27 protein-coding genes are annotated in these 25,189 nt (G+C 56.0%); 17 read left to right on the forward strand and 10 right to left on the reverse strand.

What is annotated here, in order from left to right:
• Positions 1-43 precede the first annotated feature (43 nt).
• The 3 genes from Q4501_RS15065 to Q4501_RS15075 all read right to left on the reverse strand — a co-directional run bounded on the left by Q4501_RS15065 (position 44) and on the right by Q4501_RS15075 (position 1,890).
• Positions 44-757, reverse strand: a complete 714-nt coding sequence (locus Q4501_RS15065; RefSeq protein WP_303597085.1) for an FKBP-type peptidyl-prolyl cis-trans isomerase — start codon at positions 755-757, stop codon at positions 44-46.
• Between the two features lie 147 nt (positions 758-904).
• A complete protein-coding gene (locus tag Q4501_RS15070; RefSeq protein WP_303597086.1) occupies positions 905-1,288 on the reverse strand; it encodes a DUF4124 domain-containing protein in 384 nt (127 codons plus the stop codon).
• Positions 1,285-1,890 carry a DUF2390 domain-containing protein gene (locus Q4501_RS15075; protein WP_303597087.1) on the reverse strand — a complete coding sequence of 202 codons (606 nt, stop codon included), beginning with the start codon at positions 1,888-1,890 and terminating at the stop codon, positions 1,285-1,287. The genes Q4501_RS15070 and Q4501_RS15075 overlap by 4 nt, the downstream gene beginning before the upstream one ends.
• Here Q4501_RS15075 and Q4501_RS15080 point away from each other — a divergent pair.
• Positions 1,889-3,868, forward strand: a complete 1,980-nt coding sequence (locus Q4501_RS15080) for an ATP-binding cassette domain-containing protein (protein WP_303597088.1) — start codon at positions 1,889-1,891, stop codon at positions 3,866-3,868. The genes Q4501_RS15075 and Q4501_RS15080 overlap by 2 nt on opposite strands.
• 8 nt (positions 3,869-3,876) lie before the next feature.
• On the opposite strand, the gene ppx is transcribed toward Q4501_RS15080, so the two are convergent.
• The gene (ppx, locus tag Q4501_RS15085; RefSeq protein ID WP_303597089.1) at positions 3,877-5,403 is read right to left on the reverse strand and encodes an exopolyphosphatase; all 1,527 of its coding nucleotides are present in this window, start codon (positions 5,401-5,403) and stop codon (positions 3,877-3,879) included.
• 210 nt (positions 5,404-5,613) lie between these two features.
• Here ppx and trxA point away from each other — a divergent pair, with 210 nt between their 5' ends.
• The gene (trxA, locus tag Q4501_RS15090) at positions 5,614-5,940 is read left to right on the forward strand and encodes a thioredoxin TrxA (protein ID WP_008169901.1); all 327 of its coding nucleotides are present in this window, start codon (positions 5,614-5,616) and stop codon (positions 5,938-5,940) included.
• Between the two features lie 57 nt (positions 5,941-5,997).
• Here the strand turns inward: trxA and Q4501_RS15095 are convergent, their stop codons facing one another.
• Positions 5,998-7,122, reverse strand: a complete 1,125-nt coding sequence (locus Q4501_RS15095) for a putative sulfate/molybdate transporter (RefSeq protein WP_303597090.1) — start codon at positions 7,120-7,122, stop codon at positions 5,998-6,000.
• Positions 7,123-7,166: 44 nt separating this feature from the next.
• Complete coding sequence (locus Q4501_RS15100; RefSeq protein ID WP_303597091.1) at positions 7,167-8,051, reverse strand: helix-turn-helix transcriptional regulator; 885 nt, start codon at positions 8,049-8,051, stop codon at positions 7,167-7,169.
• A gap of 114 nt (positions 8,052-8,165) precedes the next feature.
• On the opposite strand from Q4501_RS15100, the gene Q4501_RS15105 reads away from it, so the two are divergent.
• The 7 genes from Q4501_RS15105 (at position 8,166) to Q4501_RS15135 (ending at position 13,707) form a co-directional block, all read left to right on the forward strand.
• Positions 8,166-8,864, forward strand: coding sequence for an ABC transporter permease (locus Q4501_RS15105; protein ID WP_303597092.1), 699 nt, complete (start codon positions 8,166-8,168; stop codon positions 8,862-8,864).
• Positions 8,861-9,604 carry an ATP-binding cassette domain-containing protein gene (locus tag Q4501_RS15110; RefSeq protein ID WP_303597093.1) on the forward strand — a complete coding sequence of 248 codons (744 nt, stop codon included), beginning with the start codon at positions 8,861-8,863 and terminating at the stop codon, positions 9,602-9,604. Before Q4501_RS15105 ends, Q4501_RS15110 begins: the two co-directional genes overlap by 4 nt.
• A 34-nt stretch (positions 9,605-9,638) precedes the next feature.
• Positions 9,639-10,445 (forward strand): substrate-binding domain-containing protein, encoded by an 807-nt coding sequence (locus Q4501_RS15115; protein ID WP_303597094.1) that lies wholly within the window; start codon positions 9,639-9,641, stop codon positions 10,443-10,445.
• Between the two features lie 65 nt (positions 10,446-10,510).
• Positions 10,511-11,380 (forward strand): formate dehydrogenase accessory sulfurtransferase FdhD, encoded by an 870-nt coding sequence (gene fdhD, locus Q4501_RS15120; protein ID WP_303597095.1) that lies wholly within the window; start codon positions 10,511-10,513, stop codon positions 11,378-11,380.
• Entirely contained in the window at positions 11,373-11,960 is a 588-nt protein-coding gene (gene mobA, locus Q4501_RS15125; RefSeq protein WP_303597096.1) for a molybdenum cofactor guanylyltransferase MobA, read from the forward strand. Before fdhD ends, mobA begins: the two co-directional genes overlap by 8 nt.
• Positions 11,957-12,448 (forward strand): molybdopterin-guanine dinucleotide biosynthesis protein B, encoded by a 492-nt coding sequence (gene mobB / locus Q4501_RS15130; RefSeq protein WP_303597097.1) that lies wholly within the window; start codon positions 11,957-11,959, stop codon positions 12,446-12,448. Before mobA ends, mobB begins: the two co-directional genes overlap by 4 nt.
• Positions 12,449-12,459: 11 nt before the next feature.
• Positions 12,460-13,707 carry a molybdopterin-binding protein gene (locus Q4501_RS15135; protein ID WP_303597098.1) on the forward strand — a complete coding sequence of 416 codons (1,248 nt, stop codon included), beginning with the start codon at positions 12,460-12,462 and terminating at the stop codon, positions 13,705-13,707.
• On the opposite strand, the gene Q4501_RS15140 is transcribed toward Q4501_RS15135, so the two are convergent.
• Genes Q4501_RS15140 through Q4501_RS15155 form a run of 4 tightly spaced genes read right to left on the reverse strand, consistent with a single transcriptional unit; the run spans position 13,708 to position 17,722 of the window.
• Complete coding sequence (locus tag Q4501_RS15140; protein WP_303597099.1) at positions 13,708-14,184, reverse strand: DUF6505 family protein; 477 nt, start codon at positions 14,182-14,184, stop codon at positions 13,708-13,710.
• A complete protein-coding gene (locus Q4501_RS15145; protein WP_303597100.1) occupies positions 14,181-14,885 on the reverse strand; it encodes a biotin/lipoate--protein ligase family protein in 705 nt (234 codons plus the stop codon). Before Q4501_RS15145 ends, Q4501_RS15140 begins: the two co-directional genes overlap by 4 nt.
• Complete coding sequence (locus Q4501_RS15150; RefSeq protein ID WP_303597101.1) at positions 14,882-15,727, reverse strand: Mrp/NBP35 family ATP-binding protein; 846 nt, start codon at positions 15,725-15,727, stop codon at positions 14,882-14,884. The genes Q4501_RS15145 and Q4501_RS15150 overlap by 4 nt, the downstream gene beginning before the upstream one ends.
• A 15-nt stretch (positions 15,728-15,742) precedes the next feature.
• Positions 15,743-17,722 carry a 4Fe-4S binding protein gene (locus Q4501_RS15155; protein WP_303597102.1) on the reverse strand — a complete coding sequence of 660 codons (1,980 nt, stop codon included), beginning with the start codon at positions 17,720-17,722 and terminating at the stop codon, positions 15,743-15,745.
• Positions 17,723-17,863: 141 nt separating this feature from the next.
• Between Q4501_RS15155 and Q4501_RS15160 the strand changes: the two genes are divergently transcribed.
• The 8 genes from Q4501_RS15160 (at position 17,864) to Q4501_RS15195 (ending at position 25,189) form a co-directional block, all read left to right on the forward strand.
• Positions 17,864-18,442: a DUF3305 domain-containing protein gene (locus Q4501_RS15160; RefSeq protein ID WP_303597103.1), complete on the forward strand. Its 579-nt coding sequence runs from the start codon at positions 17,864-17,866 to the stop codon at positions 18,440-18,442.
• Entirely contained in the window at positions 18,442-19,041 is a 600-nt protein-coding gene (locus Q4501_RS15165) for a DUF3306 domain-containing protein (protein WP_303597104.1), read from the forward strand. Before Q4501_RS15160 ends, Q4501_RS15165 begins: the two co-directional genes overlap by 1 nt.
• Before the next feature lie 89 nt (positions 19,042-19,130).
• Positions 19,131-19,742: a molecular chaperone gene (locus tag Q4501_RS15170; RefSeq protein WP_303597105.1), complete on the forward strand. Its 612-nt coding sequence runs from the start codon at positions 19,131-19,133 to the stop codon at positions 19,740-19,742.
• 41 nt (positions 19,743-19,783) lie between these two features.
• Complete coding sequence (locus Q4501_RS15175) at positions 19,784-19,975, forward strand: twin-arginine translocation signal domain-containing protein (protein ID WP_303597106.1); 192 nt, start codon at positions 19,784-19,786, stop codon at positions 19,973-19,975.
• Between the two features lie 89 nt (positions 19,976-20,064).
• Positions 20,065-22,950 carry a formate dehydrogenase subunit alpha gene (locus Q4501_RS15180; RefSeq protein WP_303597107.1) on the forward strand — a complete coding sequence of 962 codons (2,886 nt, stop codon included), beginning with the start codon at positions 20,065-20,067 and terminating at the stop codon, positions 22,948-22,950.
• 15 nt (positions 22,951-22,965) lie between these two features.
• Positions 22,966-23,574 carry a formate dehydrogenase FDH3 subunit beta gene (fdh3B, locus tag Q4501_RS15185; protein ID WP_303597108.1) on the forward strand — a complete coding sequence of 203 codons (609 nt, stop codon included), beginning with the start codon at positions 22,966-22,968 and terminating at the stop codon, positions 23,572-23,574.
• An 85-nt stretch (positions 23,575-23,659) separates the two neighbouring features.
• The gene (locus Q4501_RS15190) at positions 23,660-24,832 is read left to right on the forward strand and encodes a formate dehydrogenase subunit gamma (RefSeq protein WP_303597109.1); all 1,173 of its coding nucleotides are present in this window, start codon (positions 23,660-23,662) and stop codon (positions 24,830-24,832) included.
• 99 nt (positions 24,833-24,931) lie between these two features.
• On the forward strand, positions 24,932-25,189 hold the full coding sequence (locus Q4501_RS15195) for a sulfurtransferase TusA family protein (protein ID WP_303597110.1): 258 nt from the start codon (positions 24,932-24,934) through the stop codon (positions 25,187-25,189).

The following is a 25,189-nucleotide window of genomic DNA, read 5'->3' on the forward strand; positions in this document are numbered from 1 at the left end:
GAGGCTTTTTTTATGGCTTCAGGCAAGCTGAAGCACATTTTTCTTAGTTGGCGTCTGGGTTGATAGCCAGCAGCTCCACGTCAAACACCAGGGTCTCGTTGGGACCGATAGCTCGGTTGCCACCAGGGCCGTAGGCCAGGTCCGACGGGATATAGAGCTTGTAGCGGGCGCCTTCGCTCATTAGCTGCAGACCTTCAGTCCAGCCTGGAATAACCTGGTTCAGGGCAAAGCTTACCGGCTCACCGCGTTCACGGGAGCTGTCAAAAACTTCGCCAGACAGCAGTTCGCCAGTGTAGTGAACCTGCACTGTGTCAGTGTCAGCGGGTTGTTCGCCATTGCCTTCTTCCAGTACTTCGTACTGAAGTCCGGACTCGGTTGTCTCGATACCATCGCGCTCGGCATTTTCAGCAAGGAAGGTTTCTCCGGCATCCAGGTTTTTCTGGGCCAGTTCTTCCATCTGTTTGCCTTGCTCTTCCTGCAGAGTTTGCTGGTACTCCATCAGAGCCTGCTGAATTTCCTCACGGCTCATACGCTTGGTTTCCTCATCGCCGGCGTGGCCATGCTGAATGCCTTGAAGAAACTGGTCCATTTGCAGGTTCGGCAGGTCGTTATTCATCCGCTCACCGAGTACCAGGCCCATGCCGTAGCTGACCTTTTGGTCAGTGGAATCCAGTTTCGGGTCTGCTGGAGCCTCTGGAGGAGTTGAGCAGCCGGCAACAATGCCGGTCATCGCCAGTGCAAGCAGCGTTTTTTTCATTACATCGTCCTTTTGGGTCAGTAAGAAGTGGGCGATAACCCACGTATTGTGTGTTTCAGAAGGTAAACGGTAACGGGTTCAGAGCGCAGATTCCACTGAACTTCTGTTAAGGACTCACTGGCACTCGGAACAACCGTCAAAACGTGGTCAGCTACCACTGTTTCCGGCACTTGGGCCGAGATAAAAGGGCGCACTGTACGGCGACTGCCAGTCGGTCTCCGGATTGGGAGTTCGTTCAGGTGGCCGGTTCTTGTCAGCCCTTTCAATGGCCAGCGTATTCCAGGGACCATGCTCTGGAGGTTGGTCAGCGTAATGCCAGTTGCCATCGGTATCCCGCCACTTGAATACGATATCGGGGCCCTCTGTCGGGATCGGAGAAGGCACGAGGCCCTCAAATGCAGGGATTTCAGGCTGTGTGTCTTCTGCAACCGGCTCGGATGCCTGCTCAGGGTCATTCAGGCCAAAGAACATCAGCAGTAACAGCAGACCGAGAGCTGGAAACGATAGTCGGACGAGCCATTTGATCATCATGGCTGTATTTGTCCTTGTTGAAAGGCGATAAATTCGTCGCCTAATGTGCTCAAAAGCTGCCTGGTGGTCGCAGTCGTGCCGGATTCCGGTGCTGCAGCAGCGAGATTGGGTCGGATCAGATTCTCACATTCGGTCATGTTGTTCTGTTCCGGGTTAGGCGCTGCAAAAGCCTGCCAAGCCAAAGCCAGCTCGATGCGCTCTGATTCAAGCTCCAGGCTGGCCAGATTCGTGCGCAAAGCGTTGTACGGGGCCTGCGCTTTTGGTACTGACTTGCGAATCATGCGCAAGCTGCCGGTTACACGATCGCGCCACTCTGTTACCGTAGCGTCCTCGATTCCGGTGTACGCCCTGCCGTTCAGTGCAAACCATCCGGCGCATAGAATTCGTGTTACGCTCCAGCCCTCGTTTTGAAGAGCCAGGCAGGTTTCTTGTGCCGTCGATTGTTGCCAGAACGTCAGTGCAAATCTCCAAAGCGGGTTGTCGGGTTCCAGGTGCGCCGGCAACTCCATGGCTTTTAACGGTAAATCCGGGATGGTTTGCGAGCTGACTGACATGAGCACTGAACCGTCCCTGATCATTTTACGCTGAATATATGACGACATGTTAACGATAACCGATCTCAGTTTACAACGGGGTGGCGTCTGGTTACTAGATTCCGTCACACTCACAGTGCAATCCGGTCAGCGGGTCGCAATTGTAGGGGCCAATGGCGCTGGTAAAAGCAGCCTTTTTCAGCTGCTGCTTGGGCAGTTGTCGCCAGAGCAGGGCAGTGTTTCACTCCCGGGTGGCTGCCGCATTGCCCATATGGCGCAGGAAGTTGAGGCGACAGAGCGAAGCGCCAGAGACTTTGTTCTTGATGGGGACCTGGACTTGCGCCGGCTTGAGCGGGAGCTTCAGCAGGCTGAAGCCAGTGGTGATGATAATGCTGTGGCCCATATTCACGGTGAGCTGGATGTACACGAAGCCTGGTCTGCCGGTAGGCGCGCAGAGTCTTTGTTGCGTGGACTGGGGTTTCAGAATGGCGACGCGGACCGGCCTGTATCAGCATTTTCAGGTGGCTGGCGGATCCGGTTGAATCTTGCCCAGGCGCTGATGCGGCCTGCGGATCTGTTATTGCTGGACGAGCCCACCAACCACCTCGATCTGGATGCGTGTCTGTGGCTGGAAAACTGGTTGCGCCGTTTCCAGGGCACCCTGCTGTTTATCTCGCACGATCGTGATTTCATGGACCGGGTTGCAACTCATGTGGTTCATTTTGACAGGCAGAAGCTGGAGCTTTACACAGGTAATTATTCCGCGTTCGAAGCCCGGCGTAGCGAGAGACTGGCCCAACAGCAGGCAGGCTTCGAACGTCAGCAGGCGAGAATAGCGGAAATCCAGCGGTTCATTGATCGCTTCAAAGCCCAGGCCACCAAGGCGCGTCAGGCTCAGAGCCGGGTAAAATCACTGGAGCGGATGGAAAAGATTGCTCCTGCTCATGTTGATTCACCTTTCAGTTTTGAGTTTCCGGTTGCGGACAAGGTGTCCAATCCGCTGCTTTCCATACGGCACGGTCAGGCCGGGCACGGTGAAACCGTAATTCTCGATAATATCAACCTGACCCTTTTGCCTGGCAGTCGCATTGGCCTGCTGGGGCCAAACGGTGCGGGCAAGTCCACCCTGATGGACGCGCTGCTGGGGCAGGGTGAAGACGGTTCGGCAAGCACGCTGCTTTCCGGAGAACGAGTCTGTGGCGAACATTTGGCCATTGGCTATTTTGCCCAGCATCAGCTGGAGTCTCTGGATCTCGACGCGAGCCCGTTTCTGCACCTGCAGCGATTATCCCCACGGGCTTCTGAGCAGAGCGTTCGCAATTTCCTGGGTGGCTTCGATTTTCATGGTGATGAGGCTTTAAGCCCTATTCGCTCATTCTCCGGCGGTGAAAAGGCCCGTGTTGCTTTGGCGGTTATTGCCTGGCAGAAGCCTAACCTGCTTTTGCTGGATGAGCCGACCAACCACCTTGATCTGGAAATGCGCCAGGCTTTGACCATGGCACTGCAGAATTTCGAAGGCGCCATCGTGGTGGTTTCACATGACAGACACCTGTTGCGAAACACCGTTGATGAATTCTGGCTGGTTAACGACGGTCGGGTTGTTGAGTACCAGGGCGACCTTGAGGATTACGAACGCTGGCTGGCGGATCGCCGCAAGGACGATACCGAGGCGCCGAAACGCCAGCTGGCTGGAGGCAGCGGCTCCGATGCCAGCGAGTCAGGGTTCGGGCCTGAAACCGGAGTCGGCGAAAGCGCTGAAGACCGGAAGGTGCGCAAGCGTGCAGAAGCGGCGCTCAGACAGAAACTGAGCCCATTCCGGAAGAAGCAGGCGGCACTGGAAAAACAAATGGAATCGCTGAACGAGACACTGAAAGGCCTGGAGTCAGATCTTGCTGACCCGGACTTGTATGGCGATGGGGGCAAAGGTCGTTTAAAGGAATTGCTCGGTGAGCAGTCCCAAGCCAAGGCACAGCTTGAGGATATCGAAGCGCAATGGCTCGATATCAGCGAAACGGTAGAAGCGATGGAAGAGGAGCTGGCGGGTTAAAGAGGCCGTCAGCCGCCGGCCAGCTCAAGCACAAAGTTCTGCTTCGCCAGGTAGTCCTGCTCGTTCATCAGATCCGCAAGCGTGAGTGGGCGCTCATCAAACCAGCCCTCGGGAAACGACAGTAAAAGGCCGTTTTTCCTGGGTTGAAGTGTGAAGGCCGGTGGTGGCTCCATGTTCCGGGGGTGCTGGATCAGCACAGCAAGGCGCACCAGTATACAGAGGCGCTGCAGGCGCTCTTTGTCACTGGGATCTATTCCCTCAAAGATGGAAGCGGCAAATTTGCGCCTGTGGCCGCGCACCAGAACTGCCAGTTCCTGCTGGGCCTGTTGCGTGAAACCGGCCATGTCGGAATAGCGCAGAAGGTAGGCGCCGTGCTTGTGATACTGGCTGTGCGATATGGTCAGGCCAATCTCATGCAGCTGGCAGGCCCAGCGCAGAACCTCCTCATCCGTTACCGTATCAATGCCCCAGTGGCCCGCAATCTGTTGCCACGCGGCAATCGCTGTAGCTTCAACGGCGGCGCCCTGGCTCTGATCCAGGTGATACCGCTCCTGGAGGGCAGTGATACTTCGTTCTCGCACATCTTCGTGCCGGATACGTCCGGCAATGCCGTACAACAAGCCTTCTCTCAGTGCGCCGTCAGCGAAGGTCATTTCCGGTATGTCGAGAGACTGGAACGCACCCATAAGGATGGCGAAACCGGCAGGAAAAATATTCTGACGATCCGGGCGTAGCCCCAGATCGCCGAGCTTCTCAATATTGCCCATATCCACGAGCCGCCGGCGCAACTCCTCCATGGCACTCCGGGTAATTGTGCCATCTGTTATCTTGAGGGTCGCCAACACTGTGCTGATGGCTTTGATTGAGCCGGACGAACCCACTGCGCTTTGCCAGCCGACTGAGCGGTAGAGCTTGCGGATACTCAAGAGTTCCTGTTCGGCATGGGTGATGGCTCTGTCCATTTGCTTTCGGGTGATCCGCCCATCAGCAAAGTAGCGATTCCTGAAGGAGACGCAGCCCATGTGCAGGCTTTCCAGCTCCTGAGGCTCAAAGCGATTGCCGATAATCACCTCCGTGCTGCCGCCACCGATATCAATCACCAGGCGGCCCCCGGCATCATCAGACAAGGTGTGCGAGACGCCCAGGTAAATCAGTCGGGCTTCTTCCCTGCCGGCAATAATCTCTACCGGATAACCCAGAACCTCCTCGGCCCGAGCAATAAACTGGCTGGCATTGCGCGCCACTCTGAGCGCGTTGGTGCCGACCACCTGCACACCTTCCGGCGGCGTGCCATTGAGGCGCTGGGCAAACCTGCGCAGGCAATCCAGGCCACGCTCCTGGGCTTCCTCGGTCAGGCAGTTTTCGGAATCAAGGCCGTCGCCGAGCTGTACTTTTTCGCCCATTTTTTCGATGGTGCGGATTTCGCCGTGTACGAGCCTGGCCACAACCATGTGGAAACTGTTTGAGCCCATATCAATGGCTGCCAGCATATCCGGCGGAGTAGACGTGTTTTCGGCAGAAGAGGAGGCCGTCACTGTGATCAGAGTCCTGTGGTATGAACGTGCGCGTACTATAAGCGATAATCCCCGGACCTGTCAGTAAATGCCCGGGTTTGGCGTTGGCAGAGTGCTGGTGGATTTGGCTGGTTTCAGAGGATCTCTGATTCAAGCTGGTGGATCTACTGCTTCACATAGGCGGGATCAATCGCGTAAAGTAGTCGTCAAAGCACTAATCAGGAAAATGAAATGAGCGGAAATATCGTAAACGTAACGGATGCATCTTTTGAACAGGACGTGCTTCAGTCTGACGTACCCGTACTGGTAGATTACTGGGCGGAATGGTGCGGCCCCTGCAAAATGATTGCGCCCGTACTTGAAGAAATTGCCGATGAATACGATGGCAAGCTGAAAGTCTGCAAACTCAACATCGACGAAAACGAACAGACGCCGCCCAAGTTTAACATCCGTGGCATTCCGACCCTGATGCTGTTCAAAAACGGCAACGTCGACGCCACGAAAGTGGGCGCACTGTCCAAATCGCAGCTCGCAGCATTCCTGGACAGCAATCTCTGATTGCATCCCGACTGCTTAAAACCGCCCCTGAGCCACGCTCTCGGGCGGTTTTTTCGTCTAGACAACCTCTCGCCTGCGTAACCAGGCGGCTCGAACAGTCTCAGAAGCGACTCCGGCCAGAAGCCCGAAAAACGGGTCGGCCCAAACGGTTACCAATGCGGTTATTGCAATAACTGGCCAACAGGACGATTTGGCTGTCCACAGGCGTCTGGACAATGCAAGCTCGACGGCGGCCACGAACAGCAGAGCCCCAAGCCCGGCTATAGGAATTGCCGCAATCATGGAGAGCCCGCCAGGTATAAAAGCCACCAGAAGCAAAGCCGTTCCCAGCAAAACGGGCGCCATGCCGGTTCGGGCGCCGAAGCGATAATGCGCCGCCACGCCACCCGCTCCGTGGCACATGGGTAAGGCACCGAGAGGCACCATAACGAGATTCGCCAAACCGCTAGTCACCGAAAGCCGGGCTGGCGAGACACGGTGTGATTGCTCGCCGAAATACTCCCCCACCACCAGAGCGGTCAGTACAATGGCATTGGTTATCGTGAGCGCCAGTTGGGGTAACACCAGCATGGAAATGGACTGTTGCCAATCGTCCATGCTGGGCAACTCGGGGAGTGAGAGTGTGGTCGAATCCACGAGAAGAAGCGTGAGCCCGGGCGCCCCCATAATTGTTCCGATGGCGATAGACGAACCCAGCCCTATCACTGCGGCTGGCCAGTTCGGCAACACCTTCAGGATAATGCCCAGAATGACCAGCGTGACCACACCCAGCGGCAGGGATGTGGCCATCAGGCCGAGGCTCATGTTGGCCAGCATTAACCCCAACCCCAATTGAAGGCCGCTTAGCACAGATTTTGGTATGAGGCGTGCCGCCCCGTTAATCCACCCGGTGAAACCGAGTAGCAGTAAAATCCCCCCGATCAGCACCCCACTGGCGATAAGGCTCTGAGAACTTACTTGAGTGGTGAGCAGCACTGCAGCAACGGCTTTCATGGGTTGCACTGGTATCGGCAGGCGGTAATACAGCCCTGTTGCGATGTAGAAAACGGCAAACCCCACCAATACCGGTATCGGTGCCAGGCCAGCTAGCCCAATAGCACCTAGACCCAGAGGAATCAGGGTGCCAAGATCACCCAGCGCTCCACTGGCATCCTTCACCAGGCCTTTTTGTAGTGAACGCATGCAGCCTCCAGGTTGATTCGACCGCTTATTGATATTGGAGTTGTTCAGGCGTTATACACGACTTTCCCCAGTTCACTGATATCGTAGCCACCAAGCACTTCGGCACGCTGAGCAAAGCGGTCGCTTCTGGCGAATGCCAATAAACGCTGTAGCGTCGGCTCAAAATAGTGCCGCCTGCGCATGGCCAGGTCGAAATATTCCTCTTGCAGAGGTATAAAAGCCAGCCCCTGGCGCCGCGCCGCGGCTTTGATTCCTACTCCGATATCCGCTTCTCCCTGACGAATAGCCAAGGCAAGATCATCCTCGCTGAGCGATGGGTGAGCTGCCCATGTCAGCTTCGCGGCATCGATACGGTGGCGAGTGAGCAAACCCTGCAGCAAATGGCTGACGCCGGCATCGGGCTGGCGGTGCGCGAACCTTATGCCGGGGCGAGTAATATCCTCTAATCGCGAAAGTTGATGGGGATTGTCGGAGGCTAATAGCAGTCCCTGCTGACGTTTTGCCCAACGGATCAGCACCAGGTCGCGCATCCCGCTCAGCCCCAATGTGGCAGGGTCGTTGTAGCGCCGGCTTTCCGCATGCCAGATATGCATCCCGGCGAGCATCGCGCGCCCATCAATTAATCTGTGTACGCCGTCGCCGCTTCCCTGACACAGTAAAGCCAGCTCCGCGCCGCTCTCTTTAACGGCCCACTCCAGAAGGGGGTCCTGGCTGCCCGCCAGGATTGGAGGGATTGGAGAGCTTACCGCGTCATCACTTTCCAGGTGGTTCATTAGCCAAAGATCAATACGCTGACGCGGAAATAACAGTTTTCCTGTCACCCGTACGCAGGGAATAACGCCTTGGCTGACCAGGTCGTAGACTTTGCGCTCTTTCAGGCGCAGATACTCTGCAGCTTCAGCCGTAGTGAGGTAGGCGGGTAGGGGCATCTGTATCTCCTGCTGTTCGAGCGCACAATGCTGTTCTTGGCTGCATATTTTTCAGCAGATTGTGCAAAGCGTAGTTATAAACGCCACGATGCTGAATATCAAGGAGACGCAGCCGTGGAAAATAATGCGTTCTATGTAGCGCTATCGCTACTGTTAAATTTTGATGCCGCGCTTTTTCAGATCGTGGCGCTTTCGCTACAAATTTCGCTTCTCGCGGTACTGGTCGCAGCGGTGCTGGGATTTCCCCTTGGAGCGGCTGTAGCGCTATGGCGATTCCCCGGGCGCGGCGGATTAATTGTCGTGCTCAATGCCCTGATGGGGCTGCCTCCGGTTGTCGCCGGGCTTATCGTATATTTGTCGCTCTCGCGCGCCGGGCCGTTGGGTGAGTGGGGCTTATTGTTTACACCGGGGGCCATGGTCATTGCGCAGGTGCTTCTGGTGCTGCCCATTCTGGCCGCGCTCTCGCGCCAAAAAGTAGAAGAGCTTCTGGGAGAATACCGTGAGCAGTTCGTCTCGCTGGGCATGTCACGCTCGCGCATGGTGCCCACTCTTCTTTGGGATGCCCGCTTTGCGCTATTGACCATTCTGCTTGCCGGGTTCGGTCGCGCCAGTGCCGAGGTGGGCGCAGTGATGATGGTTGGCGGCAACATTGAGGGCGTCACGCGAGTAATGACAACCTCCATCGTGCTGGAAACCGGGAAAGGCAACCTCCCCTTGGCGCTGGGACTGGGGGTTGTGCTGCTGTCGCTGATCATGTTGGTTAACGCATGCGCTTATTGGGTGGGTGAGATGACCCGGAGGCGGACAGGATGACTGCGTTTAACGCTTCGCTCCTTGCTTCCTCCGCCCTTTGCCCTCCGCCAGCATTGAGCTTTGATGACGTCGTTTTTAGCCACGAAGATAAGGTTCTTCTGGGGCCTTGTTCATTCACTCTGAAGAGCGCCGGCCCCTCTATGGTGATGGGGCCTAACGGGGCAGGCAAAAGTCTTCTGCTGCGATTGGCGCACGGTTTGCTCACTCCTACTCAGGGGCAGGTCAGCTGGTCCGGCGAGGGGCGTCCCCGCCAGGCAATGGTGTTCCAGCAGCCGGTGCTTTTACGCCGCTCGGCCGTAGCCAATCTCATTCACGCGTTGGCGGTGAACAAGGTGCCGCGCAAGTCCCGAGCAAAGCTTGCTTTTGATGCGCTTGACCGTTTTGGCCTTAGTGCGTGTAGCCATACGCCAGCGCGGGTGCTCTCGGGTGGTGAGCAGCAGCGACTGGCTCTGGCGCGCGCCTGGGTGCTTTCTCCCAATGTGTTGTTTCTTGATGAGCCCACCTCTGCGCTTGACCCGGCGGCGATCAAAGCTGTCGAGGCCGCGGTGCGCGAATTTCATCAGCGGGGTACGCGCATTGTGATGACTACTCATGATTTACATCAGGCGAGGCGCCTTGCCGGGGATGTGATTTTCTTGTCGGGCGGAAAAATCCGTGAACACACGCCTTCTGATACTTTTTTTGACAAGCCTGTCTCTCGAGAGGCGCAGGCATTTATAGCGGGAGAACTGGTCGAATAGTTCGGCTTTCACATTAAGTAAAGGAGAAAACAAGATGAAAAAGACGCTTAATCTGTTGTTGGCAGGTGTAACCAGTATCGGCCTGGCATTCAGCGCCTACGCCGAAGACCACATTACCCTGGCCTCCACCACATCGACTGAGAATTCGGGGTTGTTCAGCTCCATCTTGCCAAAGTTTGAAGACGCTACCGGAATCGACGTTCGGGTGGTAGCCGTGGGCACAGGGCAGGCGTTTGAAATCGCGCGTCGCGGCGATGCCGACAGCCTGCTGGTGCACGACACGGCGGGGGAGCAGCGGTTTGTCGAAGACGGCTACGCCAGCGAGCGAGCTGATGTCATGTATAACGACTTCGTATTGATTGGGCCCGCAGGGGACCCGGCTAATATCAGCAAGGCGAAAACTGCTGAAGAAGCTTTTGCGGCTATTGCCAAGGCGGAGGCACCCTTTGCTTCGCGCGGTGATGACAGTGGCACCAACCGTGCGGAGTTGCGCCTTTGGGCAAACGCAGGTGTCGAGCCCGATGGAGACTGGTATAGGGAACTCGGCAGTGGAATGGGACCAACGCTCAATACTGCTGCGGCCATGGATGCTTATGTAATGTCAGATCGCGCTACCTGGGTGGCATTCGGAAACCGTCAGAACCTGACGCTACTTTTCGAAGGCGACAAGGTGCTGTTCAACCAGTATGGCAGTTTGCTGCTTTCCGAGGATAAACACCCACATCTCAAGCACGACCTGGCTCTGAAGTGGCACAATTGGCTGATTTCCGAAGAGGGCCAGCAAGCGATTGCCGACTTTAAGGTTGACGGACAACAGCTGTTTTTTCCGAATGCCAAATAGGCTAGTCTTTGCGGACGCTCATTGAGATTCAAGGCGGTGGAGTTCTTGAAAGTGCTACAGGAAACATGACGACTATAACTCTTTTGCCGAACCCTGAAGACCCTCGACTATCCCGCATGGTTGAGGGTGTTGATGAAAATGGTCAACCGAAGTCGATCAGTGTGATCGAAGAGCGTCCGCTGACCATCTATCTGAATAGCCAGGAGATCGTCACAGCGATGACCATCGGCGATCATCCTGAGTACCTGGCACTCGGTTTTCTCCTGAATCAGGGTATGCTCAAAGAGACTGATCAGGTCACGAAGATCGATTTTGACGAGGAGCTGGAAGTCGCTGTGGTTCGCACCGAAAATGTGACGGATGTGGAGCACAAGCTGGAAAAGAAGACCCGAACTTCCGGCTGCGCCGTGGGCACTGTTTTTGGTGACATGATGGCTGGGCTGGATGGATTGCTTCTGCCGGATACCCCCGTACATACCAGCACCTTTTACGATCTCTCCTACCAGATTAACCACACGCCCAGCCTGTATATGGAAACCGGCGCCATTCATGGCACTGCTTTGTGTCAGGGTCGCGAAATCCTTGCCTACATGGAGGATGTCGGGCGCCACAATGCGGTCGACAAGATCGCAGGCTGGATGTACCTGAATGGCATCCCGGCGGCAGACAAGGTTCTCTACACAACGGGTCGATTGACCTCTGAAATGGTAATCAAAACAGCCCTGATGGGCATACCGACCCTGATCAGCCGGTCGGGCTTCACGGCCTGGGGTGTCGATATTGCCCGACAGGTCGGGTTGACGCTGATCGGGCGGATGCGGGGCAAGAAATTCACCTGCCTCAGTGGCCAGCATCGCCTGGTGTTCGATCAGGACCTGTCCCAGGTTCCCGATGAAGACAGAAAACAACGTCGAAAAGGGGCAGGGCATGACTGAGTGCGCGGTTATTCTGGCCGGTGGCCAGGCCAACCGAATGGGTGGTGGTGACAAAGGACGACTGATGCTGGGTGACCAGTCATTAATCGAACGCGTCATCGAGCGTATTACTCCGCAGGTTGATGCCGTTGTGCTGAATGCCAATGGGGACCTGAGCCGGTATGACGACCTGAGTTTGCCGGTGGTGGCAGATTCGATTGGTGATTTTCCCGGGCCTCTGGCCGGTGTTCTGGCTGGTATGGATTGGGCGGCCGAGCAGGGCCATGAGTGGCTGATCAGCGTCGCTGCGGATACTCCATCCTTCCCCCGGAACCTGGTAGAGCGGCTGGCCGGATACGATACTCCTGTCGTGTTGGCAGCCACCCCGGATCCGGAGCGCGGTCGACTGCCCCAGCCGACCTTTGGCCGCTGGCAGGTCGCGTTACGTCATGATTTGCGAGCAGCCCTGAACGCTGGAGTTCGTAAGATCCGTCAGTGGACACAATCCCAGGGTGAAACCCTGGTGGTTTTCAACGAGGGTGATTTTTTCAACATTAATACACCAGAAGACCTTGCCTGGGCGGAGAAACACCTCAAGTGAATGTAATCGGTATCGTGGGGTGGAAGAACTCCGGGAAAACAACGCTGGCCAGTGCATTGATTCGTGAGCTCTCCGACAGGGGGCTCACGGTAAACTCGATCAAGCATGCCCACCACATGGTGGACGTGGACCAGCCTGGCACTGACAGCTACAAACACCGAGATGCTGGTGCCCAGGAGGTCATCCTGGCCGGTGGGCAGCGTTTCGCCATCATGCACGAACTACGAGGCGCCGAAGAGCTAACACTGGAACAATTGCTGGCTCGCCTGGGCCCCTGCGATTGGGTCGTGGTAGAGGGGTTCAAAACCCACTCGCACCGAAAGATCGAAGTGCATCGGCAGGAAAGTTCGCGAACACCCTTGTACCCGGAAGACTCCAACATTGTAGCTTTGGCGGCGGACTACGCTGCGGAGTTCCCGGGTCCCGTTTTTGATTTGAACGATGTACCCGGAATTGCTGATTTTGTCCTGAACTCTGAAAAGCAATAATCAGGAGAGCCATGAACCCGCTTCGCAATGACTGTTTTGCTTTGCCCCCCGGAGTCAACTGGACGCCAGTAGAAGAGGCGCTGGAGCGTTTGCGCTCACGCCTGCATCCTGTGGTGGGCATAGAGCCTGCCGTTCCTCTGTCACAGGTGAGTGGCCGGATATTGGCGAGCGATGTCTATGCGCCTCGCGCACATCCTCCCAGCAGCAACTCTGCAGTTGATGGCTATGCGTTCGCAGGACCTTTAACCGATGTGCCCTGCGCCATGCCTTTGGTTGAGGGCCGAAGTGCCGCCGGGGAACCTTATATGGGGCATGTACCCGCAGGGCATGCTATCCGTATTCTTACCGGCGCGGTGATACCTGCTGGTACTGATACGGTGGTTCTGGAAGAGGACTGCGAGGTCATCGAAAACCAGCTGCATTTGCAGGGTACGTTGAAAGCGGGCGCTAACTTACGTAAGGCCGGAGAGGATATTCAGGTACAGGACCGGGTTCTCACGGCGGGTACCCGTCTGACGCCTACCCAGATTTCAGTCCTTGCCAGTGTGGGCATCGAGTCGGTTGATGTCTTCCAGCGGCTCCGTGTTGGCGTCTTGTCCACGGGGGATGAAGTGAAACCTGTTGGTTCAGCGGTTACTGATTGGCAAATCTACGACGCCAATCTCCCGATGCTGAGTGCACTGGTGGTCCAGCTTGGTTATGAGCTGGTGGACCTCGGTCATGTACTCGACCGGGCCGAAGACGTAAAGGCCGCTTTGGAGAGTGGCGCCAAGCGCTGCGACCTGATCCTGACGAGTGGCGGAATCTCTGCGGGAGACGAGGACCATGTATCAAAAACATTGAAAGCACATGGCGACATCAGTAACTGGCGCATCGCGATAAAGCCGGGCCGGCCCCTGGCGCTAGCCATGTTCCAGGGCACACCGGTGGTAGGTTTGCCGGGCAACCCGGTGGCGGCCTGGGTCTGTGCACTGCGTTTTGGTGCGCCAGCGATGGCGCTTCTTGCTGGCAGTGAGTGGTTCGAACCCCAGGCTTATGCGATACCTGCCAACTTTCATAAGAACAAAAAGCCGGGGCGAAGCGAGATGCTGCGCGCCCGGATACGCAATGGCCAGGTTGAGGTGTTCGGCTCGGAAGGTTCGGGCCGGGTGACCGGGCTTGCCTGGTCTGAGGGTTTGGTGGAGCTGGACGAAAGCGCTCAGCAGATAGAACCGGGAACTCCTGTGCAGTTTATTCCCTACGGCAGCTTCGGGTTGTAATTACTCGACGCTGCCGTGCACGGCAAAGGCTTCCAGTGACGCATCTTGTGGAGCCCTGGAGCGGTAAGTTTCCTCAACGCCCAACTCGGTCAGCGTGCGACTGACCATTAACAGGGTGTTCTCCTCGAAATCCTCACACATATCACACATCTGATCGATTTCTTCGCAGGCGACCGGGTAGGCCGCATCTATGTCCGGCGCGCCGTAACTTTCTACAAAAGTTTGCGCGAGGGCTTTTCGCATCAGTTCCAATTCGGCGTCGGTGATCTTGCACACGCCAACAAAACTGGCGCGGCCACCCGACTCTATGCTGTACCAACCGTTGGTGAAGGCTTGGCGGGCCTTGCCTTTGAGCTCTGTTTCAGTCCAGTTGGAAAACTCGAACCCGCCTGAGATTGCCCATTCCCCGCTGGGAGCAGGCACTTCAAAGACGTTTTCGTCAGATATATCCAGTCGCAGGGTTCGGGCGAGTTTCATACGTGCTCCGCGAATTCAATCAAACTCAATGTTTCGGTCATAACGTCCTGACGCAATAACATGCGACCTTTTTCATCCAGCCCGACAAAGGTACCTGGCTTTGGGTAGTCGATCATTTTACCCAGGGTGTCACAGCGAGGCCGCCACTCGTTGTGTACGCGTTCAAACCCGCTATCCATGAAGTAAGTCAGCCACAACAACGTATGCTTGGACCAGCTTTCCAGCAGCGCCATGGGGGTAATATCAACACAGCCCTCCTCTTGCAGGCAGGTTTGATTGGGGTTGTTGCCCGGTTCGTCGGTCAACCGGCTGAAAGGCACATCAATGCCAACAACCAGCCACTGGGGATGCGACTTTGGGTCGGAGCCATCCGCGGCAAAGCGAACTCCACCACACAGCGCGCCGTTGACCTTGATGCGGTCTGGCCATTGGAAGTACACGGGGACTTCAGGTGGCGCTAATGCGCCCAGACTCTCCGCCAGGCCAATCTGGGCCACATACACGGCTTGAATAGCCTCTTCCAGAGGCATCTCTGGTGCCAGCACCAAAGCCGCCCGTAAGGTTTCGCCTGCCTCGGAGTATAAGATGGTGCCGGAATCAACGCCTGCAATGGCCCGGCTGACAGCCTTGTTAAAGGGGTCTGTATGTTTGGGAACCACCTCTCCCGTGAGTAAGGGTGGAAACCGGGGGCGCTCGATCATAGGATGGCCCTGGCGTATGCCTCGGAAGCGATAACCTCGTCGGCTATGCGTTGAAAGGCTTTTGCTTGCGGACTTTCCGGCTTTGATACCACGATAGGCACGCCTCCGTCCGAACCGAGACGGATGTCCAGATCGAGGGGGATCTCGCCAAGAAAGGGGGCTCCAAGCTTTGCTGCCTCTGCCCGGGCGCCGCCGGATCCAAAGGGGTGGTGTTCTTTACCGCACCCGTCACACACGAAAGAAGCCATGTTTTCGATCAAGCCGAGCAACGGCACGTCCATCCGATTGAACATATCAATGCCTTTGCGGGCATCCATCAGTGCAATGTCTTGTGGTGTCGAGACCACAACGGCGCCAGCAACGAAAAATTTTTGGCTCAGCGTCATCTGAACGTCGCCCGTGCCCGGGGGAAGATCGACCAGCAAAACGTCCAGTCTGCCCCAGTCCACCTGATTCATCATCTGTTCCAGGGCGCCCATGAGCATGGGTCCGCGCCAGACGATCGCTTCGTCATCAGCGGTCATAAGCCCCAGGGACATCAATGTCACGCCATGATTGCGCAGGGGCAGAATGGTATGCCCGTCGGGACTGGACGGGCGGCCGGAAACCCCCAACATGCGGGGCTGGCTTGGGCCGTAAACGTCGGCATCCAGGAGGCCAACTTTCAGGCCCTTGGAGGCCAGCGCGACAGCCAGGTTGGACGCAACCGTTGACTTGCCCACGCCGCCTTTGCCCGATGCAATGGCGATGATGCGACCAATCCCTTTAGGGTTTTTGTCCCGTGGTTTTGGCGCATCGGTGCCGATCAGGTTGGGCTTTCCCACTTCAGTGTATTCGACCATGTTGTGTCCTGTTTTTTAGCTGTCCAGGTAATCGTCTCTGGTGCGCACCCTGGGCCGCTCCCCCTTCGCCATGGGCGCCTGATCCCCGTGGAACTGGGATTTGACCCGGCAGTCATCGCACATCTTGATAAGCTGGACGTTGTCAGAGTTCTTGTACATCCAGTGCTGGTTTTCAAGCTTCTCAACAATGCGGTTGATGGTACTGGCGACGCCAAACGGAACGCCACATTTGATGCACTCGAAAGGCTCCTCGCCATGGAGTGGGCGGGCAACCAGTGCAGCCTTGGATACGTCCAGCTGGGGCCGCATGGTGATAGCTGTTTCCGGGCAGGTACTGTCGCAGACTCCGCATTGGACACAAGCGTTTTCTGTGAACTGAATTTCGGGGCGGTCCGGGTGGTCACCAAGCGCGCCTGTCGGACATAGCGATACGCAGGCCAGGCAGAGTGTGCATTTATCAGAATCAACGTCGATGGCACCGTACGGTGCGCCTGCAGGAAGGGGGATGGGTGCTCCGACCGTGTCAGACATGGCGGCAACAGTCACTCTTGTGATGTCCCGGCGCCCGCCAACCAGCAAAACAGGATCACTCACTCTCCCGGCGTTGTCGCCAGCATCGCAAAGCTCAATCGCGTTGATAACCCGAACCCGACCCGGTGAGTTACCGCTTCCTTTGAGCATGGCTTGGGCCAATTCAACTTCGGCAGCCAAAGCCCGACGATCCAGTTCGTTGTCGGCAAGAATCAGGACTTCGGCATAGCCTGCCCCGAATGCTGCCATTATTTCGGCGTGACCAACTCTGTCTGTGTGTTCCAGCCCCATCGGAATCAGATCGTCTGCGAGCCCATCGTCGTATCTGGCCAGATAGGCCATGGCCTCGGCGCCGGTGCCGAGGGTGTGAAAAACCAGGCGTGGGGATTCGTCGGTTTGCTCGCGATAGACCTTGGCCATAACATCCACAGCTTTGGTCAGTGCTTCGAACGGGGTTTCGTTCATGGTCACCGCTGACGTCGGGCAAACCGCCGCACAAGATCCGCAGCCGGCGCAGATATCTGAATCGATCTGGATATGATCACCGGCAGAAAAAATTGCCTCGGTGGGGCACACATCCAGGCAGCGGGTACACCCGGGCTGGTTGGCTCGGGAGTGTGCACACAGGGATTCTTCCAGCCTGAAATACACCGTTTTTTCGAACTCGCCAACACGCTCCCGGGCAGTCAGGGCGATACGCTCCAGCTCTCCGGTCTTTTTCGGGTCAGCCCAGAAATAGCCGTTGCGCTTCTGGTGACTGGGAAATGCAGGGGCACTGCCGCGCAGATCGATAAATATGTCGCACTCGCTTCGGGCCGTGGCCTTCGATTCCCCATAGCCCAGTTCACCACGCCCGGCGGGATTGAGGGTTTGCAGGTGGGCAAACTCCAGTTTGAAGTTACCCAGTGCGCCATAAGCCCCCGTTAGCTGTCCCTTCGCCACGTCGTATGCAGCAGAAGGCAGCTGAATAGGGCCAGCATCATTAACGATGCAAGTGACTCCGAGTTCGTCCTGAACCAGCTCTGCCATTGTAATAGCCAGTTCGGTGGGGCCGACAATACAACATACACCGCTGGACAGTATGGTTTTCGCTGGTGCCATTGGGGACGGCAGCTGGGCTGCTGCAATCAGGGCCGCCTGCTTGGCGTGTAAGCGCCTGGGGTTGGCGTTTGGAGCGCTCCAGCCGGCACGGTCACGGATATCAATGGTGTGGAGCGGCGCGGCGTACTGAATCTCAGCGTATACGTCCTCGGCAAGGCGTTCGAACAAGGCTGCCTGCTGGCCACAGGCGATAAGTACATCGTTGCGGGCTCCCAGATGTTCAGCGGCAGTTTTCATGTCTTTGCCGCACAGTTGATTCACCGCGACAACATGTTCAGCGTTTGCAGCCGCCCGCAGAGCATCAGGATCGAAGGACTGTGTCTTGTCGCAGGAACATAGCAGTAGGGTTTTATGTGCTGTCATCAGGAACCTGGCTCTTTTCGTTGTTGTTATCCATAAACGAATTGGTTTTACTGTCCGAGCATGCCACAGCCATTTACGTTTGGACAATTGGATAAGTGTCCGGTTCCTGCTAGTTTCAGGCTATAACAAAAGAGAAATGTTATGAGCAGTCGAACAGATCAGTGGAGACGCGAGGTACAAGTCGGGGTCGTCGTTCGCCGGTCGCCAGGCGTTACCCGCTGGGCGCGTGATATCTGGAAGCCAGTCGCCATTATACCGGGTGCACCGGAGGCTTTTTGGAAAGAACTGGTTCACGAGGGCGAGGTGGTCGATTTCCATGCAGGCACAGTGACCATGGAGTTGTTTCGCGCCGATGTGGAGGGGTATCTGGTGTCCCTCAATATGAGCGTTCCTTCAGTCTGGGTCGTCATGGATAAAGATGTAACGGGCCGGTCTCCATCGGGGTGGGTTGTCAGCACCGTAACTGCTAGCGCCCATGAGGCACTGGATTCTCTTGATAGCGGCGAGAGTATTGTTGAAGCGGTGCCTGTTCCAGAGTCCATGGCGGCCTGGATCAAAGAGTTTGTCGACATGCATTATATAGAAGAGCCGTTCAAGAAACGCCGTCGCGACGAGATCCGTGTTGATGGTATCGAGGACGCAAAAGGCGATCCGCGTATCCGTCAGGACAGCGATGTCTATCGCGCTCCCGCCAACATCAAAAAGCCGAGGCTGCAGTGATGGCCGAGTCACGTTTACAGCGCTGGTCGCGCAGAAAAGCAGAGGCGGACAGAAAGACTGATCCCGCTTCTGCTCCCTCTGCAGAGCCTGTTCCCTCTCCTGAAGAGCAGGAGAGGGCGCTGAATGAGGCTTTGTCTGAACAGGAAATACTCGATAAATACGGTTTGCCTGATCCGGACAATATTGAGTTGGGGACAGACGTTACCGGGTTTATGCGAAAAGAGATTCCTGATCTGCTGCGCCGCAAAGCGCTGCGATCACTCTGGAAATCCAACCCCGTTCTGGCGGTATTGGATGGCCTTAACGATTATGATGAGGATTTCACTGACGCTGGTATGACAGTTAAAGGTGCAAAGACCCTATACAAAGTGGGTCAAGGTTTGATTGATAAAACCAGGAAAATCGATGCGCAACTCGAAAATCCGGTCGACGCACCAGTGGAAACACCAGATCCGGTTGAGGCTGTAAGAACTGCAGAAAAACCGGAGCCCAGGGTTGCTGTTGATCCACTGCCCGATGAGCGTAGCGTCGAATCCTCAGTTGGCGAAGCTGATGTAGATGTCGTGCCGCACTACCGCCCCAGAATGCGTTTTGAGTAATCGTATTCAGGTGCGAAGTTGCGCCTGCGTTGGATCGGCGCTATAAAGATAAACAGTACAAAAATTAATCAAAAGCTAAGGATTGAGACTTGCTCAACACTGCTGAAGTTCAATGCCCTCGCTCGATCAGTGACGAGGATCGAGCGAGGGCTCAGATTTATCAATTACTGGGGGTCCTGCTGGGAAACCCTCCCTCGGCAGAGCTGCTTGAAGGCTTGGCGTCGTTAGAGGGTGATGACACGCCTCTTGGCTCGGTTTCTAAAAATCTGGCCGCTCTGGCGCAGCGCACCTCGTCGCCAGATGTTGAAAGCGAGTACAACAACCTGTTCGTTGGACTCGGTCGAGGAGAGCTTCTGCCATACGCCAGCTATTACCTCACAGGTTTTTTGAACGAGAAGCCCCTTGCGGAATTGCGTACAGATCTCTTGGCCCGGGGCATCAAAGCCCGTAGCGATGTTAAGGAACCGGAAGATCACATAGGAACGCTTTGTGAAATTATGGCGGGCATCATTTCCGGTGAATTCCCCTGTGATAGCAGCCTGGCCTCGCAAAAGGCCTTTTTCGACGCACATCTGGCGAAGTGGGCGGCATTATTTTTTACAGATTTGGAAGAAGCGCAAAGTGCCATCTTCTACACACCTGTGGGCTCGCTTGGGCGGGTCTTCATTACGATAGAGGCGGATGCCTTTGCAATTCAGTAACCGGGGCCTGAATGGTCCCTTAACCCAGGGGGAGGTGTCCTATGGACAACCCTAAGCGTGACAACAGCCGTCGCCGTTTCCTGCAAATGGCCGCAGCCGCAGCTCCCGCTGCCGTTGCAATGACGGTTGCACCGAACGCCGCAGCGGAGGTCGTCAGACAAGACGCGCCGAAGAGTCGCGGACTACGTGATACGGAACACACACGTAAATATTTCGAATCGGCTCGCTTTTGAGGAAGCGTGATCCATTCAAGATTGCGTGATGCTCTTGGATGATCACACCTCCAGAAAAAACGAGAATAATAATGAGAGAGGTATGAGACATGTTAAGGAAGAAGACCAACGGGGTAGCGAAAGGCCCCCGTGCAGGCTCTTTACTTTCATCTCTCGCTGCCAAGACTCTGGATCGTCGTCAGTTCTTAACGACCTCTGGTGTCGCAGTGGGTGGTTTGGCGGCATTGTCGCTGACGTCGGGACGGGTTGAAGCTGCGACCCCATCGACCAGTGGTGGCGAAGTCGTCCGTAAAAAATCGGTGTGTACGCACTGCTCGGTAGGCTGCACGGTAGAAGCCGAAGTCCAGAACGGCGTATGGACCGGCCAGGAGCCAGGTTGGGACAGCCCTTTTAATTTGGGGTCCCACTGCGCCAAAGGTGCTTCGGTGCGCGAGCATGCGCATGGCGAGCGTCGACTGAAGTCGCCCATGAAAATGGTCAACGGTCAGTGGCAGAAGATTTCCTGGGATACGGCCATCAATGAGATCGGCGACAAGATGCTGCAGATCCGCGACGAGAGCGGGCCTGACTCGGTCTACTGGCTGGGCAGTGCCAAGTTCAACAACGAGCAGGCTTACCTGTATCGTAAATTTGCTGCCTACTGGGGCACAAATAACGTTGATCACCAGGCGCGAATCTGTCACTCCACCACCGTAGCCGGCGTAGCCAACACCTGGGGCTACGGTGCGATGACCAACTCCTACAACGACATTCACAATTCCAAAGCGATCTTCATCATCGGGGGCAACCCCGCAGAGGCACACCCTGTATCGCTTCTGCATGTTCTGAAGGCCAAAGAAGAAAACAACGCGCCGCTGATTGTGTGTGACCCGAGATTCACACGCACCGCAGCTCATGCTGATGAGTTTGTCCGTTTCCGGCCCGGCTCAGACGTTGCCTTGGTCTGGGGTATTCTGTGGCATATTTTCGAGAATAAGTGGGAAGATAAAGAGTTCATCCGCACCCGGGTCTGGGGAATGGATGAGATTCGTGAAGAGGTGAAACGCTGGAATCCGGAAGAAGTCGAGCGTGTAACCGGGGCGCCGGGCGCTCAGCTTGAGCGTGTCGCCCGCACCCTGGCCAATAACCGCCCGGGCACGGTGATCTGGTGTATGGGTGGTACCCAGCACTCCAACGGCAACAACAACACGCGAGCATACTGCATCCTGCAGCTGGCTCTGGGTAATATGGGTACTCCCGGCGGCGGCACTAATATCTTCCGTGGTCACGACAATGTGCAGGGCGCCACGGACCTTGGCGTTCTGGCTGACACCCTGCCGGGTTACTACGGCCTGAGCGCGGGCGCCTGGGCCCACTGGGCGCGCGTATGGGAGGAAGACACGGATTGGCTGAAAGGTCGGTTTGCCGTGTGGGACAAAAACGGCAAGTCCAAAAACATGATGAATGAGAAGGGTATTCCCGTCTCTCGCTGGATCGATGGTGTTCTGGAAGCCAAGGAAAATCTTGAACAGCCTGACAACACCCGCGCCATGGTTCTGTGGGGGCATGCGCCCAACTCCCAGACCCGAATGCTTGAAATGAAGGAAGCCATGGAGAAACTGGATCTTCTGGTGGTGGTCGATCCTTTCCCGACCGTTTCGGCGGTGCTGCATGATCGCAAAGATGGCGCTTACCTGTTGCCAACGACCACCCAGTTCGAGACCCGTGGTTCCGTAACCGCATCGAACCGGTCGCTCCAGTGGCGTGAAACCGTTATCGAGCCACTGTTTGACTCGAAGGTTGATCACGAAATCATGAAGCTGTTTGCGGATAAATTCGGCTTCACCGATCGTATGTTCCGCAACATCGCTATTGAAGGCGATGAGCCTGTGATCGAGGACCTCACTCGCGAATTCAACCGCGGAATGTGGACAATCGGCTACACGGGCCAGTCGCCTGAGCGCCTCAAGAAACACATGCAGTATCAGCACCACTTCGACAGGACTACCCTTCGTGCAAGTGGTGGGCCATGCGATGGAGATATCTACGGTTTGCCCTGGCCCAGTTGGGGTACGCCAGAGATGAACCATCCGGGAACACCGAACCTGTACGATATGTCGTTGCCGGTGTCTGAGGGGGGGCTAACCTTCCGTGCCCGGTTCGGTGTCGAGCGCAATGGCGAAAACCTATTGGCAGAAGGGGTCTACTCGAAAAACTCCGATATCAAGGACGGATATCCCGAGTTCACCATGCAAATGTTGATGGATCTGGGGTGGGATGGAGATCTTACGGCTGAAGAGCGTGCCACCATAGACGCGATTGCCGGCCCCGAGACTAACTGGAAGACCGACCTGTCCGGCGGTATACAACGTGTTGCGATCAAACACGAGTGTGCACCTTTTGGTAACGCCAAGGCGCGGACTGTGGTGTGGAACTTCCCGGATCCTGTGCCGATTCACCGAGAGCCGCTCTACACGACACGCCGAGACTTGGTCAAAGATTATCCGACCTATGCAGACAAGACGTTCTGGCGTGTTCCTACCTTGTACGAGTCCATTCAGAAGAAAGACTTCAGCAAGGACTTCCCCATCATCCTGACCTCCGGTCGTCTGGTCGAATATGAGGGTGGCGGTGACGAGACGCGCTCCAACCCCTGGCTGGCAGAATTGCAGCAGGACATGTTTATTGAGGTGAATCCTCGAGACGCGAATAACCTGAACATCCGCGATGGCAATGATGTTTGGGTTGCCGGTCCGGAAGGCGGGCGCATTAAAGTCAAGGCAATGGTGACCGAACGTGTCGGTGAGGGCGTAGCCTTCATGCCGTTCCACTTCGGCGGGCACCTGGAAGGTAAGTCTCTGAGGGATAAGTATCCCAAAGGCTCTGATCCTTATGTTCTGGGTGAATCTACAAACGTTGTTCAAACATATGGGTATGACTCGGTCACGCAGATGCAAGAGACCAAATCCACTCTGTGTTCGATCATGCCGGCATAACAAGAGGTGTAGACCATGGCACTTGAAGGACAAGCACGCGCAAAATTCCTTTGCGACGCCGAACGCTGCATCGAATGTAATGCCTGCGTGACGGCCTGTAAGAATGAGCATGAAGTCCCCTGGGGTATCAACCGTCGACGCGTGGTGACCATCGAAGATGGTAAGCCTGGCGAGCGCTCGATCTCGGTAGCTTGCATGCACTGTTCAGATGCGCCTTGTATGGCGGTTTGTCCGGTGGATTGCTTCTACCAGACTGAAGACGGCATCGTGTTGCACTCCAAGGATCTGTGTATTGGTTGTGGGTATTGCTTCTACGCCTGCCCCTTCGGCGCACCCCAGTTTCCCCAGGCGGGTAACTTTGGTAGCCGTGGCAAAATGGACAAATGTACATTCTGCGCAGGCGGTCCCGAAGAAGACAACTCCGAGGCTGAGTTCTCCAAATACGGGCGCAACCGTATCGCAGAGGGCAAGCTACCACTCTGTGCAGAAATGTGTTCGACCAAAGCTTTGTTGGCCGGTGATGGCAACGAGGTGGCGGACATCTATCGTCAGCGTGTCGTGAGTCGTGGTTTCGGTTCGGGCGCCTGGGGTTGGGGCACAGCCTACGAGAAGAAAGGTGCATAAGTTCGCCTGAGTGTTCCGGGGCCTGTTGGCCCCGGGCATGGTGAGGCAACGAATTCTTCTTGTTTGATTCTGTTGGAGTGCGCTCATGAACTTAAAGTTATTTGGTGCCGCCGTCTTTGTGCTGGCGACACTGTTATTCAATTCTGCCTGGGCGCAAGAAGCCCCTTCGGTTGACCGGGCAGCGACCGGGGGTGCGCAAACCCTGGAAGACATCATGGCTCGTCAGGAGAAGTTGAAAGTTGACGAGGCTTTCCGGTCTGAAAATCTGGGTGATCCCGCCTCAGCCGCACCGGCAACCGAGCAATTGGGTACGCGGGGTGGAGTGTCTGTCTCGGACACTTACCGTTCCATTCGCTATAACCGCTTTGACGCCTACACACCGGCCAGGGGGCCGGCGGCTGACGTTCTGATCCAGGACGCCGGGATGACATGGTACAAACTGCGTGAGGGGCCGATCATCACTTATGGTGGCGGTGCGCTTCTGGGCTTCATCGCCCTTCTGGTCGTGTTTTACCTCATTCGCGGAAAAATCATGATCGATGGCGGCCCGGCAGGCACCACGATTCAGCGATTCAAAGCCATCGAGCGGTTTGGTCATTGGCTGTTGGCCGGCTCGTTTATTGCGCTGGGAATAACTGGCCTCATTACCCTGATGGGGCGAAGTTTTCTGATCCCTGTCATGGGGGCCGACGCCTTTGCGACTCTGGCTGCCGGCTCCAAGTGGGTTCATAACAATATTTCCTGGTCCTTTATGCTCGGATTGGTAATGACGTTTGTTATGTGGGTGGCGCACAACATCCCTGGCAAGCTCGATTGGCAGTGGCTCAAGGCGGGTGGCGGTATTTTTACCAAATCCCATCCTTCAGCGAGAAAATTCAACGCCGGTCAGAAGATCGTTTTCTGGACTGTTATGGTGTTGGGTTTCTCGCTCTCTCTGTCTGGCTTGTCTCTGTTGTTTCCATTTCAAATGCCTATGTTTGCCGAGACCTTCAGTGTCATAAACGGGGTTTTGGGAACAGACTTCGCGACGGCTCTGACACCCCATGAAGAGATGCAGTACGCCAACATATGGCACTCGATTATGGCGTTTGTCATGATGCTCGCCATTATTGCTCATATTTATATCGGCACCGTCGGCATGGAAGGTGCGTTCGATGCTATGGGTAACGGTCAGGTTGATGTGGAATGGGCGCGCCAACATCACGATTTGTGGGTGGCCGAGGTTGAGTCCAGACAAGGTAAGGGGGGATTGTCGTGAAGGTTATGATTTCTGCGTTTGTCGTGTCTTTGTTGATTGCCTCCCTCGCGCCAGTGGTTCTGAATCAATTCGGGTGGTCGTCCGCCGAGCAGGGAAGTAGTGAAACGAGCGTGCGTCTTGACTGATCAATCAGCAACACATCAAATCGATGCTGTCGGTTTGGTGTGCCCTCTCCCTGTTTTGCGTTTTAAAAAACGTATCCAGGGTTTGCCCAGCGGGACGCAAGTGGAATTCCTGGCCGACGACCCCACTGGTCGTCGGGACTTACAGGCACTGTGTGAAATAGCTGGTCACAGGATTGAATGGATCCGGGAAGAGGAGGCGGGCGTCATCCGTTATTGTATCTGCCTGGCGTGA

The sequence above is a fragment of the Marinobacter sp. 2_MG-2023 genome (assembly GCF_030546935.1).
Taxonomy (GTDB): Bacteria; Pseudomonadota; Gammaproteobacteria; order Pseudomonadales; family Oleiphilaceae; genus Marinobacter.

Excerpts from the sequence above, each read along its gene's own strand:
- Q4501_RS15065 (WP_303597085.1), bottom strand. The coding sequence starts at position 757 with ATGAAAAAAACGCTGCTTGCACTGGCGATGACCGGCATTGTTGCCGGC.
- Q4501_RS15070 (WP_303597086.1), bottom strand. The coding sequence starts at position 1,288 with ATGATGATCAAATGGCTCGTCCGACTATCGTTTCCAGCTCTCGGTCTG.
- Q4501_RS15080 (WP_303597088.1), top strand. The coding sequence starts at position 1,889 with ATGTTAACGATAACCGATCTCAGTTTACAACGGGGTGGCGTCTGGTTA.
- Q4501_RS15075 (WP_303597087.1), bottom strand. The coding sequence starts at position 1,890 with ATGTCGTCATATATTCAGCGTAAAATGATCAGGGACGGTTCAGTGCTC.
- trxA (WP_008169901.1), top strand. The coding sequence starts at position 5,614 with ATGAGCGGAAATATCGTAAACGTAACGGATGCATCTTTTGAACAGGAC.
- Q4501_RS15095 (WP_303597090.1), bottom strand. The coding sequence starts at position 7,122 with ATGCGTTCACTACAAAAAGGCCTGGTGAAGGATGCCAGTGGAGCGCTG.
- Q4501_RS15100 (WP_303597091.1), bottom strand. The coding sequence starts at position 8,051 with ATGCCCCTACCCGCCTACCTCACTACGGCTGAAGCTGCAGAGTATCTG.
- Q4501_RS15110 (WP_303597093.1), top strand. The coding sequence starts at position 8,861 with ATGACTGCGTTTAACGCTTCGCTCCTTGCTTCCTCCGCCCTTTGCCCT.
- Q4501_RS15115 (WP_303597094.1), top strand. The coding sequence starts at position 9,639 with ATGAAAAAGACGCTTAATCTGTTGTTGGCAGGTGTAACCAGTATCGGC.
- fdhD (WP_303597095.1), top strand. The coding sequence starts at position 10,511 with ATGACGACTATAACTCTTTTGCCGAACCCTGAAGACCCTCGACTATCC.
- mobA (WP_303597096.1), top strand. The coding sequence starts at position 11,373 with ATGACTGAGTGCGCGGTTATTCTGGCCGGTGGCCAGGCCAACCGAATG.
- Q4501_RS15135 (WP_303597098.1), top strand. The coding sequence starts at position 12,460 with ATGAACCCGCTTCGCAATGACTGTTTTGCTTTGCCCCCCGGAGTCAAC.
- Q4501_RS15140 (WP_303597099.1), bottom strand. The coding sequence starts at position 14,184 with ATGAAACTCGCCCGAACCCTGCGACTGGATATATCTGACGAAAACGTC.
- Q4501_RS15145 (WP_303597100.1), bottom strand. The coding sequence starts at position 14,885 with ATGATCGAGCGCCCCCGGTTTCCACCCTTACTCACGGGAGAGGTGGTT.
- Q4501_RS15150 (WP_303597101.1), bottom strand. The coding sequence starts at position 15,727 with ATGGTCGAATACACTGAAGTGGGAAAGCCCAACCTGATCGGCACCGAT.
- Q4501_RS15155 (WP_303597102.1), bottom strand. The coding sequence starts at position 17,722 with ATGACAGCACATAAAACCCTACTGCTATGTTCCTGCGACAAGACACAG.
- Q4501_RS15160 (WP_303597103.1), top strand. The coding sequence starts at position 17,864 with ATGAGCAGTCGAACAGATCAGTGGAGACGCGAGGTACAAGTCGGGGTC.
- Q4501_RS15165 (WP_303597104.1), top strand. The coding sequence starts at position 18,442 with ATGGCCGAGTCACGTTTACAGCGCTGGTCGCGCAGAAAAGCAGAGGCG.
- Q4501_RS15175 (WP_303597106.1), top strand. The coding sequence starts at position 19,784 with ATGGACAACCCTAAGCGTGACAACAGCCGTCGCCGTTTCCTGCAAATG.
- Q4501_RS15180 (WP_303597107.1), top strand. The coding sequence starts at position 20,065 with ATGTTAAGGAAGAAGACCAACGGGGTAGCGAAAGGCCCCCGTGCAGGC.
- fdh3B (WP_303597108.1), top strand. The coding sequence starts at position 22,966 with ATGGCACTTGAAGGACAAGCACGCGCAAAATTCCTTTGCGACGCCGAA.
- Q4501_RS15190 (WP_303597109.1), top strand. The coding sequence starts at position 23,660 with ATGAACTTAAAGTTATTTGGTGCCGCCGTCTTTGTGCTGGCGACACTG.